Below are 16,162 nucleotides of genomic sequence, written 5' to 3'. Positions count from 1 at the left end.
ACTTATTGCACCTCGTCCACGGCTTTCAGGAGATCGGCGCCCTGCGGGTTGTCTTTCAGGAACATATCGCGCACCTGGCTGCCCAGCGCATCGCTGAAGGCTTTACGGTCGATATCGGTCAGGACTTCAACTCCGGCTTCTTTCATGCCATCGATAATTTTTTGCTGATCTTCGGCGACCAGTTTGCGCTGGTAGTCACCCGCTTCTTTGGCGGAACTCAGCAGTGCCTCCTGGAACTGCGGGCTTAAAGCGTCGAATTTGGCTTTATTGATCACCAGCAGCAGAGGCGAATAGGCGTGATGAGTGAGGGAGAGGTATTTCTGTACCTCATAGAATTTCGCTGACCACACGACGTTGATAGGGTGTTCCTGGGCATCAATCGTACGGGTTTCGAGGCCGGTATAGACTTCGGAGAACGGCATCGGAATAGGGTTCGCGCCGAAGATTTTAAAGGCCGCGATATTCATTGGGCTGTTGTTAGTGCGGATTTTTAAGCCTTTCAAATCGCCCGGCGTTTTTACCGGCGCGCGGGAGTTGGTGACGTCGCGCCAGCCGTTTTCCCAGTAGGCGAGGACTTTTAACCCTTTTGAATCGAGTGATTTTTTCAGTTCATCGCCGACTTTACCGTCGAGCGTTTTATGCGCATGCGCGGTATCGCGAAACAGGAAGGGGACATCAAGTAAGTTGAATACAGGGGCCAGACCGGTGAAATTGTTCGAACCGGACATTTCCATATCAATGGTTCCGCCGCGCACCCCGCTGATCATTGCCTGGGCGTTACCTAATGTGCTGTCAGGAAAGAGTTTTAGCGTTAATTCGCCGTTAGTTTTTTCTTTTAATAATTCGTTAAATTTTTTCGCGGCAATATGTTGGGAGTCAGTTTGCGGTGTTTCATAACCAAAACGTAAAGATTGCGCCGCCAGAGACGACACGCTGAAAACCGTCAGACCAGCTATCAATAATGAACGAGCAATAACGTGTAATTTCATAATATTATCCTTTAATTAATCCATTTAAGCGGTGTAATAATTAGCTCGGGAATAAAAATAAATAAAACCAGCAGTGACATCAGTACGACAACGTAAGGGAATACGCCTCTTACCGCGTCATCAAATTTCAATTTTGCTACCCCGGAAATAACGTTGAGGACGTTGCCAACGGGCGGTGTGATTAATCCAATAGAGCAGTTAATAATGAACATGACGCCGAAATAAATCGGGTCAATATTGGCTTCTTTAACTAATGGCAATAATACAGGGGTAAGAATTAACACCGTTGGCGTTAAATCCATCACCATACCGACGACCATAATTGAGATCATAATGACGATAAATAAGAGTCGCGGAGAGTCGACCAGCGGCTGCAGCAAATCTGACACCATCATGGGTAATTCCGCGATCGTAATCAGCCAGGCGGATACCTGGGCCGCGGCCACCAGAAACATGACGACTGACGTCGTTTTGGCGGCATTGACCAGCACGTGGTAGAGACTGGAAAACGTTAATTCCCGATAGATAACCACGGCGACAAAGAGGGCGTAAAAGGCGGCAACCGCCCCTGCCTCCGTTGGCGTGAAAAGTCCGGAACGGAAGCCGCCGATAATAATCACCGGTAAAAACAGCGCCCAGATACCTGAAACCAATGATTGCCAGATTTCACGCGGTGTTGCTTTAGGCTGAGAAGGGAGATTTAATCGCCCGGCCTGCCACCACCAGGTGAGCATAAGCGCCGCGCCCATCATGATGCCCGGTGCGATCCCGGCCATAAACAGCTTGCTGATCGACAAGCCGCTGGAAACGCCGAAGATAATAAAAGGAATCGAGGGGGGAATAATTGGCGCAATGATCCCGCCGGAAGCGATTAACCCAACGGAGCGGTTGATCGGGTAGTTTGCGGAGCGCATCATCGGCACCAGCAGCGCGGCGACCGCAGCGGTATCTGCTACCGCAGAGCCGGAAAGGCTGGCCATAATCATTGCCGCAATAACGCCCACGTAGCCCAGGCCGCCGGGCTTATGGCCGACCAGCTTCATCGGCAGGTCGACAATTCGCTTTGACAGGCCGCCCGCGTTCATGATTTCACCGGCCAAAACAAAAAAGGGAATGGCCAGCAGGGAGAAACTGTCCGCGCCGTTAACCAGGGTTTGCGCCATAATCTGCACGTCAAACATATCCAGGTATGCCATCAGAGCAGCGCCGCAAAGCAGCAGCGACCAGGCGATGGGTAAACCTATCGCGATCCCGCCGAGCAGGCAGCAGAGAAATATCACCACGGCCATGATTAGGCTCCTTGCTGTGGTTGTTGAAAGGAATCGTTACGCGTTATTAAGTGATAAAGCCGACGCAGCTCGATTAACGCGATAGCAACGCTTGTGGGCAGACAGGCGATATACATCAGGCCGATCGGTAAACCGAGGATTGGCGAGTGATCGCTCCAGTCCTGCAACGCTTTTTGCAGGCTGCCCCAGCCTAATGCGATGCATAACAATAAAATCAGTGAATGCGTCAGCAGCGAGAGACGACGCTGATTCGCTGGCGAAAGTTTTTCCACCACAAAAGTGACCTGAACGTGAGCGTTATCCATAAATGCAACAATGGCGCCAATAAACGTCAGCCATACAAATAGATAACGTGATAGTTCATCTACCGACAAAATACTGCTCTCAAAACCGTAACGTAAAATAACGTTAATAAATACAATGCAGGAAAGTACGGCAATTAATACCGCAAGTATGCCCTCAAGTACCCGCTTCATAACGACTCCATCAGGTTATAGAAACTTATTTCTTTCGATGCTGAATAGTGGAACTTAATTTCTTATGTTTGGTTTATATTAGTTCGGCGCAACGTTGAGTTGCAGGCCGAGAATTAAGGTGATGATGTTTAATTCAGGTTAGCGGCGTGTGGCCTTTTTCATCATGTTAATACCATCGCGTAATATATTTATGCGGTGATTAATATCGGCACTGGCATTGATTTCCAACAATTTAATACCGGTAAACTGCAACAGTTCGGGAGCTGCGGCGGTAATGAGTTCTTTAACATGTTTCTCCGTCATCAGGCTTTGTGGACAGAAAGGTGCAAACGGAGCATGGAGGTCCTGCCATTCGCCGTATTCTTCATCCAGCGTTGTACCGGAGAACATCAGCGCCCCGAGTTTTCCAGCCTGTTTGGCCTACTGCGTGTGGATCAGCGGTAGAGAGGTATCCCGCCCTTCAATAGCCGAGCGCGCCCAGTTAATGCAGACGCTTATGTCATAGTCGGCAATAGTTTCCAGTACGTTTACCAACGGTAAGAATCCTTTGCGCGGTGCGGGGCCGGTCATCGCGTCGCAGTGTTCAAGCACCAGGTCGCAGGACCAGTCCCAGTTGGCAATCTTTTTTAATGAGCGCGCAAAGGCGTCGGTTGCTTGCGCCACGTTCGGATTGCCCGCCAGCGGGGCGGCATGAAGCTCAAGGGCTATAACTTTGCCGGGGGTTTTCGCATTGAGTTTATTTATCTTCTGATAAAGATGACGGTAGTATTCCACGCAGGCTTTACGCTGTTCCTCGTCACTGGACGCTAATCCAAAACCGCCGTTTTCGCTACGGCGACGCATGGTTTCCATTATCGCGGTGACCACGATTTGCCAGTTTCCCGGTGTATGGCGCAATAACCACTCGTCGCCGAGCGGGTGAAGATGTTCAAGACAAGGCTGCTCCAGCCCCCGGATATCCGGAGTATCAGAGAGTTGCCGCCAGAATTCCGTCTCTTCCTCTTCACTCTTCTGGTGAAATGAGGGTGCACAAGGGTACGCACCGATAATATAACCGGTATTATTTTTCATTTTGTGCTCCAGTAAACTCTATTTTATAAAACGTCTATGGCGACTTTTACGACTATTTTCCGTATCGGCGTAGCAATGCTTTTATTACAACCGGGACGATGAACATCCTGCGGGAAAAACAGGGCATAACTTCCCGGTATCATTTCAATGAATGATTCATGTTCACTGTCGTGATAAAAAATAATATCGCGCTGTTCTAATAATGACTCGCTGATTTGATTATTACCGGTATCAATGGCAACCCCAATTTTCTCTTCACCCCATGCCAGAAACTGAATATCCAGATAGCGGCGATGGACTTCCGGACGATTTTCAGCAGCATCACGGGTGGTCATATCGATAATCTGCGCGAAGATATTTTTGCCGTCGATTTCCACTACGCCGGGTTCCAGCGTGCGAAAGTCGGTGGTACGTAAAAAGTGAAGCGCTTTCTCGATCGCGGCTGGCAAATGACATGGATTTGGCTGCGCGATATGTCCAAAAATCATGATGTGGCTCCTTACAGCGCCTGAATTTTAGCCCAGACGCTGTCGTCAACGGTGATACCGTGACGGCGGTTGTCATCCAGCAGTTTGGTAAATTCGTGGCCTGGCAGCCGGATAGCGACGTTGTCGTCGGCGCGTTCAGCGGTGGTGATGAAATCCATAATCCGCTGCAGTTTGGCATCGCGGGTTGCGCCATCGATCAGCTTATCCACTTCTATGGCGATGAAGATCTGCGAGACGCCATATTCATCGCTGTTTTCCTGTGTCACTTCGGCAACGGAAGAACCGTTAGAAAGCAGGGTGGCAATCATGTCCAGCACAATCGACAGACCAGATCCTTTCCAGTAACCCATCGGTAAAATGCGGCGATTTTTCTCGATCACGCCCGGTTCTTTGGTCAACTGACCGTTATCGTCGAAACCGCCGTCCACCGGCAGTTCGCGGCCGGCCAGGCGGTTAACCTCCAGCATGCCGTAAGAGAACATCGACATCGACATATCTACCATCGTGATCGGCGTAGACGGGATGGCGACGATCAGCGGATTGGTACCGATACGGCACTCTTTCGCGCCCCACGGCGGCATGACGGCGATGGAGTTGGTCCAGCAAATGCCGATATAGCCTTTTTCCGCCGCCTGCCAGCCGTAGCTGCCGCCGCGCATCCAGTGGTTAGCATTACGTAACGCCACCAGGCCAATACCATGATCGGAAGCCAGCTCGATGGCCCGGTCCATCATCTTTTTCGCCGTCAGGTTGCCTATAGCGCGCTGAGCATCCCACTGTTCGATGGCGCCGAGGCTGGTAACCCGCTGCGGTTTAGCATCAGGAATAATGTCGCCGTTATCCAGTTGCTGGATGAAGCGGGGAAAACGGTTCACGCCGTGGGAATAGACACCGGACTCGGTGGTGCGAGCGAACATTTCCGCGCAGGCGTCGGCGGTATCTTCCGCAATATTCCGCGACCGCAAGACGCGGTAGAAGGCCCCTTTTAACTCTTCGAAAGTTACTTTCATCCCTGTTCTCCTGGTCGATTGTTAGAAATTTTAGTATGTTTTTTTGTCGATAAATTTCATAATACGAAATGTAGTTCCAAATATATAGATCAAAAATTGACATGGCAACGCCAGAGAAGGTTTTTAAAAACGATTAAAATCATCTGGTTATGTTTTTTATGCTGATATCGTGAACTGCAACACACTTTGAGCTACCATCTGATCGCCCAAGAAAGGAGAGAGTTTTCTGATGAGCCAGAACAACGATAAAGAGAAGCCTGCGGGGAGTCAGAGCCTGTTTCGTGGCCTGATGTTGATAGAAATTTTGAGTAACTACCCGAACGGTTGCCCACTGGCGCACCTGTCGGAGCTGGCGGGGTTGAACAAGAGTACCGTCCATCGTTTGTTGCAGGGGCTTCAATCCTGCGGATACGTGACGCCAGCGCCGGCGGCCGGAAGCTACCGTCTGACGACAAAGTTTATTGCCGTCGGCCAAAAAGCCCTGTCATCGCTGAATATCATCCACGTTGCGGCACCGCACCTTGAGGCGCTCAACCTGGCCACCGGCGAGACGGTGAATTTTTCCAGCCGTGAAGATGACCACGCTATCCTGATTTATAAGCTGGAACCGACCACCGGTATGCTGCGCACGCGTGCCTACATTGGCCAGCATATGCCGCTGTACTGCTCGGCGATGGGGAAAATTTATATGGCGTTTGGTCAGCCGGATTATGTGGCGTCTTACTGGGAAAGCCATAAAGATCAGATCCAGCCGCTGACTCGTAATACCATTACCGATTTACCAGCAATGTACGATGAGCTGGCGCAAATTCGTGAAACCAGCATGGCGATGGATCGCGAAGAAAATGAACTGGGCGTTTCCTGTATTGCTGTGCCTGTGTTTGATATTCACCATCGAGTGCCTTACGCCATTTCTATTTCACTGTCGACGTCACGGCTAAAACAGATCGGCGAGAAAAATCTGCTCAAACCGTTGCGTGAAACCGCACAGGCTATCTCTAATGAGCTGGGATTTACCGTTCGCGAATAAGACAGCTCGCCAGGTTTTATCAGGCATCTGACAAAATTTGTCCGTTTGCGTAGTGGGATCAAAGCGGCGGGGAATGGCTCTTTGGCATTCTGGCGTTTTAACGCAGGGGGAGAACAATGAACCGGTTTATTATGGCGGATGCGTCGGCGTGTATCGGGTGTCGTACCTGCGAGGTCGCCTGCGTAGTGTCGCACCAGGAACAGCAGAATAGCGCGGCGGTGACGACGGCGGACTTTGTGCCGCGTATCCGGGTGATAAAAGAGGATAGCTTCACCACGGCCACGGTCTGCCATCAGTGTGAGGACGCGCCGTGCGCGAATGTCTGCCCGGTACAGGCGATTCGCCGTGATCGGGGGCATATCTTCGTGACGCCATCGCGCTGCATTGGTTGTAAAAGCTGTATGCTGGCTTGCCCGTTTGGCGCGATGACCGTGGTGGCGTCCGCGTCAGGCGCGCAGGCGATTAAATGCGATCTTTGCTGGCATCGGGAAGCGGGGCCGGCGTGCGTGGAAGCCTGCCCGACCAGTGCGTTACAGTGCGTTGACGCAACACACGTGCAGCGCCAGCGCCTCTATTCTCAACCTTTCTGAATGTCGTTCCGGCCTGCATGATGGCCGGAATAGCCGTCAGCCTTCACGCCAGGCGCGTTCTATCTCTTCTGCCAGAATTTTTACGCCCGCCTCGATTTTGTCCGGTTCAGGCACGTAGTTCATCCGCATACACTGGTGTGTGTGGGGCCAGGGTTTATCCAGCCCGGGAAAGAAATAATGGCCTGGCACCATCAGCACGCCGCGCGCTTTCAAGCGTTGATAGAGTAGCTCGGTGGTAATCGGCAGATCTTTAAACCACAGCCACAAAAATATTGCGCCTTCCGGTTTATGAATCAGGCAGCGTTCTTCGGATAAATAGCGACGAATGATCGCGATAGTCTGTTGAACGCGCTGATAGTAGAAAGGTTTGATAACCGTTTCCGACAGCCGCAGCAGATCGTTACGCTTAATCATTTCGCACATCATCGCCGGACCCATGCCGCCGGGCGCAAGGCTGATAATGCCGTTCATGTTGGCAATGGCGGAAATCGTCTTATCATTGGCGATGATAATCCCGCAGCGGGAACCGGGCAGCCCCAGCTTCGAGAGGCTCATGCATAGGATAATATTGGGATTCCACAGCGGGCGCGCCTCGCTAAAGATAATGCCCGGAAACGGTACGCCATAAGCGTTATCAATCACCAGTGGGATGTTGTGCTGATTCGCCAGTCTGTCCAGCTTCATCAGCTCTTCGTCGGTGATAACGTTACCGGTTGGGTTGGTCGGGCGCGAGACGCAAATCATCCCCGTTTCTTCGCCGATGTGCAGATGCTCAAAATCGACGTGATATTTAAACTGGCCTTCCGGCAGCAGCTCAATATTTGGGCGCGCCGAAACGAAGAGGTCGTCTTCCAGACCGGAATCCGCATAGCCGATGTATTCCGGCGCAAGCGGGAATAGTACCTTTTTCGTACTGCCATCGGCGCGACGTCCGGCGAAGAGATTAAATAAGTAGAAAAACGCGCTCTGACTGCCATTTGTCAGCGCAATATTCTGTGGTTCGATATCCCATCCCAGCGTTTCACGTAGCAGTACGGCCAGTGCATTCAGTAGCGCCGTTTTTCCCTGGGGACCGTCATAATTACAAAGCGCATCAGCGGCTTTGCCGCTTTCTACCATATCTGTCAGTAGCGTCTGGAAATAATCCTGCATTGCAGGGATGTGTGCCGGGTTACCGCCGCCAAGCATGATGGCTCCTGGCGTGCGTAAGCCGTCGTTGAGATCCTCCATCAGGCGGGTAATGCCTGAATGGCGGGTAAATTTATCGCCGAAAAGTGAAAATGTCATAACGGGTGATCTATCGAACTGTCTGTCAAAGTGGATAACCATAACGCTACAAATGGCGGGGCGCAAATGGGGGTCAGGCGGTAGTGTTGATGTTTTATGCTACAAATTTTTATCAGGTTAGTTTTTTATTTTGAAGGGGCTACCGGTACGCGAGGAGACCGGTAGCGCCACGATTAGCGGCGGCCCGCCCAGACGACCATCACCGTATCGTCGCCGTACTGGCGTACAAAACCGTACCCATGTTTTAGCGTCAACGTGGTTTGTTGGCCTGCGCCGATGGCGGGATGTCTGGCGCGGAACTGGCTAATATGCTGCCAGTGCGCGACGGCTGCGGCTGACTTTCCGCTCACGTCCTGCCAGTTCATATCTGAACGGGTGCCTTGCAGCGGGTCGGAGCCGGTGGGGCCGAAGGGACGAGCGGATTCATCGCCGTAAAAGATCTGCACCGCGCCCGGTGAAAGCAGCAGCAGTTCCGCCGCCTTATCACCGCCCTCACGGAAAAGGCGCGTATCATGCGAGGAGAGATAACTTAATACGTTGAAATCCTGCATTTTATCCGCCATCTGCTGCCAGACTGGCCCCATTTCCGCCAGGCAATCGACCGCTTTCGCCGCCTGCTCCTGATAATCAAAATTGATCATCGCGTCGAAACCATAGCGATAATAATCACTTTTCATGACGCCGTGGCCCCACGCTTCGCCAGTCATCCAGAACGGGCTATCATCCAGCGCTTTGTCCGGATTGGCCTGCTTCCATTCATGTAACGCCGCGCTGGCCTGGGTTTTTAGCTGTTGCCAGGCAGGAAGCTCAACATTTTTGGCAGTATCGACCCGGAACCCGTCAATGCCGTAATCATGCACCCACTGGCTTAACCAGTGAGTCAGATAATCCCGTGGCGTATAGCCTTCAATGAACTTTGCTTTAGTACCGGGTTTGTTGGCATAGAACGCGGGTAGGCCGGAAGGCGTGGTAGATTCCGTTTTTATATCCGGCAGGAAGGCCAGCGACAGGGTTAAATCGTCAAATCCCGGACTGTCGTAGTCGCCAATATCGGTACGAATCCACTTTTTCCCCCACCATTTTTCCCAGGCGGCGCTGTCGCTGAAGTTGATGTAGTCGTTAAAGCTGTGCCAGCTTTGTCCGGTGGCCGGTCGCCAGTTTGTCCAGCGATCGCCGAGAATTTTTTGCCGTTCCGCGCCGGATAAATAGAGCGCGCCAAACTGATACTCCTGCATATCCGCCAGCGTGGCGTAACCGGCATGATTCATTACTACGTCAAATAAAATACGGATGCCGCGCTGGTGCGCTCCGTCGACCAGTGCGCGGAGATCGGCTTCGCTGCCCATATTGGCATCCAGCGTCGTCCAGTCCTGAGTGTAATAGCCGTGATAGGCGTAATGAGGAAAATCGCCTTTTGTTCCGCCGCCGACCCAGCCGTGGATCTGTTCAAACGGCGCGCTTATCCACAAGGCGTTCACGCCTAATTGCTGTAGATAGTCCAGTTGACTCGTCAACCCGCGTAAATCGCCGCCGTGGAAAGTGCCAATCTCTTGCATACCATCCTTATGGCGACCATAGCTGTGGTCGTTGGTTGGATCGCCATTGCGAAAGCGATCCGTAAGCACAAAATAAACGGTGGCGTTGCGCCAGTTAAAAGGCGCTGACGCATGGGTTTCCGCGCGTTCCAGCAATAAAAGCCCGTGGCTGTCGGCAGGTCGCAGCGTGATTTTTCCGTTTTGGATGGTATCGGTTTGACCACTGTAATAATCGCGCACTACCGTCCCTTCCGGAAAGGTTTGGCGAACATCCAGCGTGAGCGGCGAACCATCCCAGACGGGACACTGGTAGGTGAGCTGCGCGGTGCGTTCAGGTTCAGTTTTTATCGATAACAACAGGGTCGGCGTACCGGAGCGGGTATCTACCGTTATCGTATAGTCGCCATCTTTAAACAGGCGCCATTGCGGCGGCGCGCCTTCGCAGGGTTTTAACGACAACATTTGGTTGAGTTTTATGGCGCTGGAGGGCTGCCAGCACTGCTGGTCAATATGGAGCGTTAACGCGCGTGTACCTTTTGTTAATGCAGCATGGCTGGTAAAGCGCCCGGTTTCCTGCGTCGAGAACGTCGGAAAACCGGGTGAGGTCCATGATGAGGCGATCGCGATACCGGGTATCAGCGTCAGAGCGAAGGCGGCAAATTTCATCACGCTATCCTTTGTGGGCAATATTCATCAGCTTGCCTGGTTTTTAGGCGAATGAACTCCTCCCCAGCAGAGAGTCGCGCAGGAGGAGGCGCGAGGGTGAGCGACGAGGCGCAAAAAAACGCCTCTATTTGCGATAAACGCCGCATTTTATTGGCATTATTGCTGTCTGTTATCGTTAATAGTTGACATAGTTTCGGATTAAGACTATTCCCTGAGGTGCTTTTTAAGCCTATTTTTGCTAGAATTTGGGGTTCAAACCTCAACTTCGTGAAAAATAAAAGGTGTTGGAATGTATCAATCCGACCAGGAGACCTAATGATATTGACTCCCATGCGACGATATGGGGCAATGATTCTTATGTTACTCACCATCGCATTTTCGGGTGAGGTGCTGGCAAAGACGCACGCAACACAAACGAGTCAAAAGTCCCACTTAACTGAGACAAGTTATAAACAGGTTAGCAGTAAACAAGAGTATTCTCGCAATAGTGCAAAGAGCAGTTCACTTCCTGATTTGCGAAAATACCCTTCCGGAACCCCCAGAAAAAAAGCGTTTCTCCGGACCGTTATGCCTTACATCACCAGCCAAAATGCCGCGATTACCGCGGACCGTAATTGGCTGATCTCAAAACAGTACCAGAACCGCTGGTCGCCGTCTGAGCGCGCGCGTATGAAAGATATCGCGAAGCGCTATAAAGTGAGCTGGTCCGGCAACACGCGTCGTATTCCGTGGAATACGTTGCTGGAGCGCGTCGACATTATCCCAACCAGCATGGTGGCGACGATGGCGGCGGCGGAAAGCGGCTGGGGAACCTCTAAACTGGCGCGTAGCAACAATAACCTGTTCGGCATGAAGTGCATGAAAGGGCGTTGTACCAATACGCCGGGTAAGGTGAAAGGTTACTCGCAATTCGCGTCGGTTGAGGAGTCGGTGAGCGCGTATGTCGCTAACCTGAACACGCATCCGGCTTATTCCTCTTTCCGCAAGTCGCGCGCCCAACTGCGTAAGGCGGATCAGGAAGTCACCGCCACGGCGATGATTCATAAGCTGAAGGGTTACTCTACCCAGGGGTCGCGCTATAACAACTACTTGTTCGCGATGTACCAGGACAACCAGCGTCTGATCGCCGCGCATATGTAGTTCTGTGTGCCGGATGGCGCTACGCTATCCGGCTTACAAGGCGTCTGTAGGCTGGATAAACTACAACAACGCTTCACTATGCTGGTCGCGATACTCCTTAGGCGTAGTGACGTACTCCTTTTTAAACACCGAATAGAAATATTGCAGTGACGGGTAGCCGCACATTTGCGAAATTTCGTTTATCGCCAATGTGGTAGAAATCAACAAACTACGCGCTTTTTCCAGCTTTTCGGCGTGGATCAGCGCATGTATCGTCTCGCCAACTTCTTCCTTAAAACGTTTTTCCAGGTTTGAACGTGAAATCCCAACCGCGTCCAGCACCTGCTCGACTTTAATGCCCTTACAGGCATGGTTACGAATAAAGTGCATCGCCTGGATAACCGCCGGATCGGTCAGGGAGCGATAGTCTGTCGAGCGGCGCGCAATGACGCGCACCGGCGGCACCAGAATGCGCTGTAACGGCATCTCTTCGCGCGCCAGCAAACGGTGCAGCAGCTTCGCCGCCTGATAGCCCATTTGCCGCGCCCCCTGCGCGACGGAGGAAAGCGCGACGCGCGACAGATAACGGGTTAACTCTTCGTTATCAATACCGATAACGCAAAGTTTTTCCGGCACCGGAATATGCAGGTGTTCGCAGGCCTGCAATACGTGACGGGCGCGGGCATCCGTTACGGCAATGATGCCGGTTTGCGGCGGCAGCGTCTGAAGCCAGTCGGCGAGGCGATTTTGCGCGTGCTGCCAGTTTTCCGGCGCGGTTTCCAGCCCCTGATAGACTACGCCGCGGTATTTTTCCTCGGCGACCAGCTGGCGAAAGGCGTATTCCCGTTCCGCCGCCCAATGTTTGCGGCTGGAGTCGGGCAAACCGTAAAACGCGAAGCGGTTAACGCCTTTTTCTTTTAAATGCAGGAAAGCGCTTTCAACGAGCGCATGATTATCGGTGGCGATGTAATGAACGGCGGGATAATTTTCAGCAAGATGGTAAGAACCGCCGACCCCGACAATGGGTACGTCGACATCGGCCAATAATTGCGCGATATCGTCATCATCGTAATCGGCAATAACGCCGTCGCCTAACCACTCTTTAATGTTATCGATACGGGCACGGAAATCTTCCTCAATAAATATATCCCATTCGGATTGCGAGGCTTGTAAATATTCACCCCCCCCCTCCACTACCTGACGGTCATAGGCTTTATTCGCGTTAAATAACAGAGTGATACGGTGACGTTTATCAAACATGAGGATATATCCTGCAAAAGTGAACCTGGACTCATGGATACTATCAAAACGGCTGACATAACGGTCTGGCGAATGATGACAAATTATTTTGCGCCTGAAACGTTATGCGAAATTCATCACAGCAAACGGCGGATGACAATTGTCATTTCTTATCTATATATTACGGTTTTTTGTTTATTTGCCAGGATTCGATCGCGATCGCTTTTTTCTTCTGTGGTTTTCAGCGTTTTTTTGAGAGCCAGCGCACATTTGGGGATTCTCTTAATAGCGGTGTGAAATAACGTAATTGAGCAATAAATCAGGAAATTCCAGTATGACGTTATGTCGTTTACTTGCCGTCTTATCTGATTATGGAGCTCACTATGCAGGCTTATTTTGACCAACTCGATCGTGTTCGCTATGAAGGCCCTCAATCGACTAACCCGCTGGCATTTCGTCATTACAATCCCGACGAGCTGGTTTTAGGTAAACGTATGGAAGATCACCTGCGTTTCGCGGCCTGTTACTGGCATACCTTCTGCTGGAACGGCGCGGATATGTTTGGTGTAGGCGCGTTTAATCGTCCGTGGCAGCAACCGGGCGAAGCGCTGGAGCTGGCGAAACGCAAAGCGGACGTGGCGTTTGAATTTTTCCACAAACTGAATGTGCCTTTTTACTGCTTCCATGACGTGGATGTGTCGCCGGAAGGCGCGTCGTTGAAAGAGTATAAAAACAACTTCGCGCAGATGGTGGATGTGCTGGCGGCGAAACAGGAGCAGAGCGGCGTAAAACTGCTGTGGGGAACGGCGAACTGCTTTACCAACCCGCGCTATGGCGCAGGCGCCGCCACTAACCCGGACCCGGAAGTCTTTAGCTGTGCAGCGACGCAAGTGGTTACGGCAATGAACGCCACGCATAAACTGGGCGGCGAAAATTACGTCCTGTGGGGCGGACGCGAAGGTTATGAAACGTTGCTGAATACCGATCTACGCCAGGAACGCGAACAGATTGGCCGCTTTATGCAAATGGTGGTTGAGCACAAACATAAAATGGGTTTCCAGGGCACGCTGCTGATTGAACCGAAACCGCAGGAACCGACAAAACATCAGTATGATTATGACGTTGCAACGGTCTATGGCTTCCTCAAACAGTTCGGCCTGGAAAAAGAGATCAAAGTGAACATTGAGGCGAACCACGCCACGCTGGCGGGCCATTCGTTCCACCATGAAATCGCAACCGCTATCGCGCTGGGTATTTTTGGCTCCGTTGACGCCAACCGCGGCGATGCGCAACTGGGCTGGGATACCGATCAGTTCCCGATTAGCGTTGAAGAGAACGCGCTGGTGATGTACGAAATCCTGAAAGCGGGCGGATTCACGACGGGCGGTCTCAACTTCGACGCCAAAGTTCGTCGCCAGAGCACCGATAAATACGATCTGTTCTACGGTCATATCGGCGCGATGGATACGATGGCGTTGTCACTGAAAATCGCCGCGCGTATGGTCGAAGACGGCGAGCTGGGGCAGCAGATTCTGAAAGGACAACTCTCCTTAGGCAAACTGGCGCAGTATGCGGAGCAGCACCATCTGGCGCCGGTACATCAAAGCGGTCATCAGGAGCTGTTAGAAAATCTGGTTAACCGTTATCTGTTTGATAAATAACTCTATCTACCGGGCGACTCCGCGTTAGCCCGGCCTGTAGTCGTGATTAGCCCGGTAAGCGTAGCGCTGCCGGGCGCTTTCAGTAAAGGAACCCACACTATGTATATCGGGATCGATCTTGGTACATCGGGTGTAAAAGCTATCCTGTTGAATGAGCAGGGCGATGTGCTGGCTACGCATACTGAAAAACTGACCGTATCGCGTCCGCATCCCTTATGGTCGGAACAGGAACCAGAGCAGTGGTGGCAGGCGACGGATCGTGCGGTTAAAGGTTTAGGTCGGCAACAGTCGTTAAGCGGCGTCCGGGCGTTGGGCATCGCCGGACAAATGCATGGCGCGACATTGCTTGATAGCCGTCAGCAGGTTCTGCGACCAGCGATTTTATGGAATGACGGACGCTGTAGCGAAGAGTGCGCCTGGCTGGAAAAACAGGTGCCGCAGTCGCGTGCGATAACCGGTAATCTGATGATGCCCGGTTTTACCGCGCCCAAATTAGTCTGGGTGCAGCGCCACGAACCGGATATTTTCCGCCAGATAGACAAAGTTCTGCTGCCGAAAGATTTTCTGCGGCTGCGAATGACGGGCGTCTTTGCCAGCGATATGTCGGATGCAGCGGGAACGATGTGGCTGGACGTGAAAAAGCGCGACTGGAGCGACGTTATGCTCAACGCCTGTCATTTAACCCAACAGCAGATGCCAGCGTTATTTGAAGGTAGTGACATTACCGGAACGTTGCTGCCAGAGGTAGCCAGCGCATGGGGAATGCCAGCAGTACCTGTGGTGGCGGGCGGCGGCGACAATGCGGCTGGCGCAGTCGGCGTAGGAATGATTGATGCCGGACAGGCGATGCTCTCACTTGGAACATCGGGCGTCTATTTTGCCGTCAGCGACGGCTTTCTGAGTAAACCGGAGAGCGCAGTACACAGTTTTTGCCATGCGCTGCCGGAACGCTGGCATTTAATGTCTGTAATGTTGAGCGCCGCCTCTTGTCTGGACTGGGCGGCTAAACTCACCGGGCAGGAGAACGTCCCGGCGCTGATTGCCGCCGCGCAGCAGGCGGATGAGCATGCCGATTCGATCTGGTTTTTGCCGTACCTGTCCGGCGAGCGCACGCCGCATAATAATCCGCAGGCAAAAGGCGTTTTCTTTGGTTTAACCCATCAGCATGGCCCGGCGGAACTGGCGCGGGCGGTACTGGAAGGCGTGGGATATGCTTTGGCGGACGGTATGGATGTGGTTCACGCCTGCGGCGTCAAACCCGCCAGCGTGACGCTTATCGGCGGCGGAGCGCGCAGCGAATACTGGCGTCAGATGCTATCTGATATTAGCGGGCTACAGCTTGATTATCGTACTGGCGGCGATGTAGGGCCAGCGCTGGGCGCGGCGCGTCTGGCGCAAATTGCGGTGAATAAACAGACTCCGCTCGCCGATGTATTGCCGCAGTTGCCGCTGGAGCAGGCGCATTATCCTGATGCGCAGCGTCATGCGGTTTATCAACAACGTCGTGAAACCTTCCGTCGACTCTATCAGCAGCTGTTGCCGTTGATGTCATAAGTCAGAATGCCTTTCAGTTTTGGCTGAAAGGCATTTACCGTAAATATTAATTCTATTGAATTATATCGAAGTAAGTATGTGTGTTTTCTGATTTTTATATTATTGCTGAGCAGGCGCCTTTTTCATCGCTATTTCTTCGCTTAATGTGTCTCACTCAA

Annotated in this window: 13 protein-coding genes and 1 pseudogene; 5 read left to right on the top strand and 9 right to left on the bottom strand. The window is 52.2% G+C overall.

The window, feature by feature from the left end; all coding sequences use genetic code 11:
• Window positions 1–2: 2 nt before the first annotated feature.
• The 6 genes and pseudogenes from yiaO to yiaK form a co-directional block, all read right to left on the bottom strand.
• Window positions 3–989: a 2,3-diketo-L-gulonate TRAP transporter substrate-binding protein YiaO gene (yiaO, locus tag J4685_RS13270; protein ID WP_000766337.1), complete on the bottom strand. Its 987-nt coding sequence runs from the start codon at window positions 987–989 to the stop codon at window positions 3–5.
• A gap of 11 nt (window positions 990–1,000) precedes the next feature.
• Entirely contained in the window at window positions 1,001–2,278 is a 1,278-nt protein-coding gene (yiaN, locus tag J4685_RS13265; protein WP_000301822.1) for a 2,3-diketo-L-gulonate TRAP transporter large permease YiaN, read from the bottom strand.
• Between the two features lie 2 nt (window positions 2,279–2,280).
• Complete coding sequence (yiaM, locus tag J4685_RS13260; RefSeq protein WP_000832313.1) at window positions 2,281–2,754, bottom strand: 2,3-diketo-L-gulonate TRAP transporter small permease YiaM; 474 nt, start codon at window positions 2,752–2,754, stop codon at window positions 2,281–2,283.
• A 138-nt stretch (window positions 2,755–2,892) separates the two neighbouring features.
• Window positions 2,893–3,825: pseudogene (locus J4685_RS13255) on the bottom strand (DUF4862 family protein).
• A gap of 23 nt (window positions 3,826–3,848) precedes the next feature.
• The gene (locus tag J4685_RS13250; RefSeq protein WP_000576059.1) at window positions 3,849–4,313 is read right to left on the bottom strand and encodes a YhcH/YjgK/YiaL family protein; all 465 of its coding nucleotides are present in this window, start codon (window positions 4,311–4,313) and stop codon (window positions 3,849–3,851) included.
• A gap of 11 nt (window positions 4,314–4,324) precedes the next feature.
• Window positions 4,325–5,323, bottom strand: a complete 999-nt coding sequence (gene yiaK, locus J4685_RS13245; RefSeq protein ID WP_000869009.1) for a 3-dehydro-L-gulonate 2-dehydrogenase — start codon at window positions 5,321–5,323, stop codon at window positions 4,325–4,327.
• 229 nt (window positions 5,324–5,552) lie between these two features.
• Here yiaK and yiaJ point away from each other — a divergent pair, with 229 nt between their 5' ends.
• Both yiaJ and J4685_RS13235 read left to right on the top strand, forming a co-directional pair.
• Window positions 5,553–6,353, top strand: coding sequence for an IclR family transcriptional regulator YiaJ (yiaJ, locus tag J4685_RS13240; RefSeq protein WP_000081338.1), 801 nt, complete (start codon window positions 5,553–5,555; stop codon window positions 6,351–6,353).
• A 116-nt stretch (window positions 6,354–6,469) separates the two neighbouring features.
• Window positions 6,470–6,943, top strand: a complete 474-nt coding sequence (locus tag J4685_RS13235) for a 4Fe-4S dicluster domain-containing protein (RefSeq protein ID WP_001078818.1) — start codon at window positions 6,470–6,472, stop codon at window positions 6,941–6,943.
• A gap of 36 nt (window positions 6,944–6,979) precedes the next feature.
• On the opposite strand, the gene avtA is transcribed toward J4685_RS13235, so the two are convergent.
• Complete coding sequence (avtA, locus tag J4685_RS13230; protein ID WP_000144379.1) at window positions 6,980–8,230, bottom strand: valine--pyruvate transaminase; 1,251 nt, start codon at window positions 8,228–8,230, stop codon at window positions 6,980–6,982.
• 173 nt (window positions 8,231–8,403) lie between these two features.
• A complete protein-coding gene (locus J4685_RS13225) occupies window positions 8,404–10,431 on the bottom strand; it encodes an alpha-amylase (RefSeq protein ID WP_000666519.1) in 2,028 nt (675 codons plus the stop codon).
• A gap of 315 nt (window positions 10,432–10,746) precedes the next feature.
• Between J4685_RS13225 and J4685_RS13220 the strand changes: the two genes are divergently transcribed.
• On the top strand, window positions 10,747–11,571 hold the full coding sequence (locus tag J4685_RS13220; RefSeq protein ID WP_011233201.1) for a protein bax: 825 nt from the start codon (window positions 10,747–10,749) through the stop codon (window positions 11,569–11,571).
• Window positions 11,572–11,631: 60 nt separating this feature from the next.
• Here J4685_RS13220 and xylR read toward each other — a convergent pair whose 3' ends face one another.
• Complete coding sequence (gene xylR / locus J4685_RS13215; protein WP_000459814.1) at window positions 11,632–12,810, bottom strand: D-xylose utilization transcriptional activator XylR; 1,179 nt, start codon at window positions 12,808–12,810, stop codon at window positions 11,632–11,634.
• Window positions 12,811–13,172: 362 nt separating this feature from the next.
• Here xylR and xylA point away from each other — a divergent pair, with 362 nt between their 5' ends.
• Complete coding sequence (gene xylA / locus J4685_RS13210) at window positions 13,173–14,450, top strand: xylose isomerase (RefSeq protein ID WP_001149558.1); 1,278 nt, start codon at window positions 13,173–13,175, stop codon at window positions 14,448–14,450.
• A gap of 99 nt (window positions 14,451–14,549) precedes the next feature.
• Window positions 14,550–16,004, top strand: coding sequence for a xylulokinase (xylB, locus tag J4685_RS13205; protein ID WP_000275317.1), 1,455 nt, complete (start codon window positions 14,550–14,552; stop codon window positions 16,002–16,004).
• Window positions 16,005–16,162: the final 158 nt, after the last annotated feature.

Source organism: Salmonella sp. 32100201201700099SM, assembly GCF_017572645.1.
GTDB lineage: Bacteria > Pseudomonadota > Gammaproteobacteria > Enterobacterales > Enterobacteriaceae > Salmonella > Salmonella enterica.
The sequence above is the reverse complement of the archived record's forward strand: the minus strand, read 5'-3'. Positions and strand labels throughout refer to the sequence as shown.

Bases quoted from the DNA above. Each gene is read 5' to 3' on its own strand.
- yiaO (WP_000766337.1), bottom strand. From the start codon at position 989: ATGAAATTACACGTTATTGCTCGTTCATTATTGATAGCTGGTCTGACG.
- yiaN (WP_000301822.1), bottom strand. From the start codon at position 2,278: ATGGCCGTGGTGATATTTCTCTGCTGCCTGCTCGGCGGGATCGCGATA.
- yiaM (WP_000832313.1), bottom strand. From the start codon at position 2,754: ATGAAGCGGGTACTTGAGGGCATACTTGCGGTATTAATTGCCGTACTT.
- J4685_RS13250 (WP_000576059.1), bottom strand. From the start codon at position 4,313: ATGATTTTTGGACATATCGCGCAGCCAAATCCATGTCATTTGCCAGCC.
- yiaK (WP_000869009.1), bottom strand. From the start codon at position 5,323: ATGAAAGTAACTTTCGAAGAGTTAAAAGGGGCCTTCTACCGCGTCTTG.
- yiaJ (WP_000081338.1), top strand. From the start codon at position 5,553: ATGAGCCAGAACAACGATAAAGAGAAGCCTGCGGGGAGTCAGAGCCTG.
- J4685_RS13235 (WP_001078818.1), top strand. From the start codon at position 6,470: ATGAACCGGTTTATTATGGCGGATGCGTCGGCGTGTATCGGGTGTCGT.
- avtA (WP_000144379.1), bottom strand. From the start codon at position 8,230: ATGACATTTTCACTTTTCGGCGATAAATTTACCCGCCATTCAGGCATT.
- J4685_RS13225 (WP_000666519.1), bottom strand. From the start codon at position 10,431: ATGAAATTTGCCGCCTTCGCTCTGACGCTGATACCCGGTATCGCGATC.
- J4685_RS13220 (WP_011233201.1), top strand. From the start codon at position 10,747: ATGATATTGACTCCCATGCGACGATATGGGGCAATGATTCTTATGTTA.
- xylR (WP_000459814.1), bottom strand. From the start codon at position 12,810: ATGTTTGATAAACGTCACCGTATCACTCTGTTATTTAACGCGAATAAA.
- xylA (WP_001149558.1), top strand. From the start codon at position 13,173: ATGCAGGCTTATTTTGACCAACTCGATCGTGTTCGCTATGAAGGCCCT.
- xylB (WP_000275317.1), top strand. From the start codon at position 14,550: ATGTATATCGGGATCGATCTTGGTACATCGGGTGTAAAAGCTATCCTG.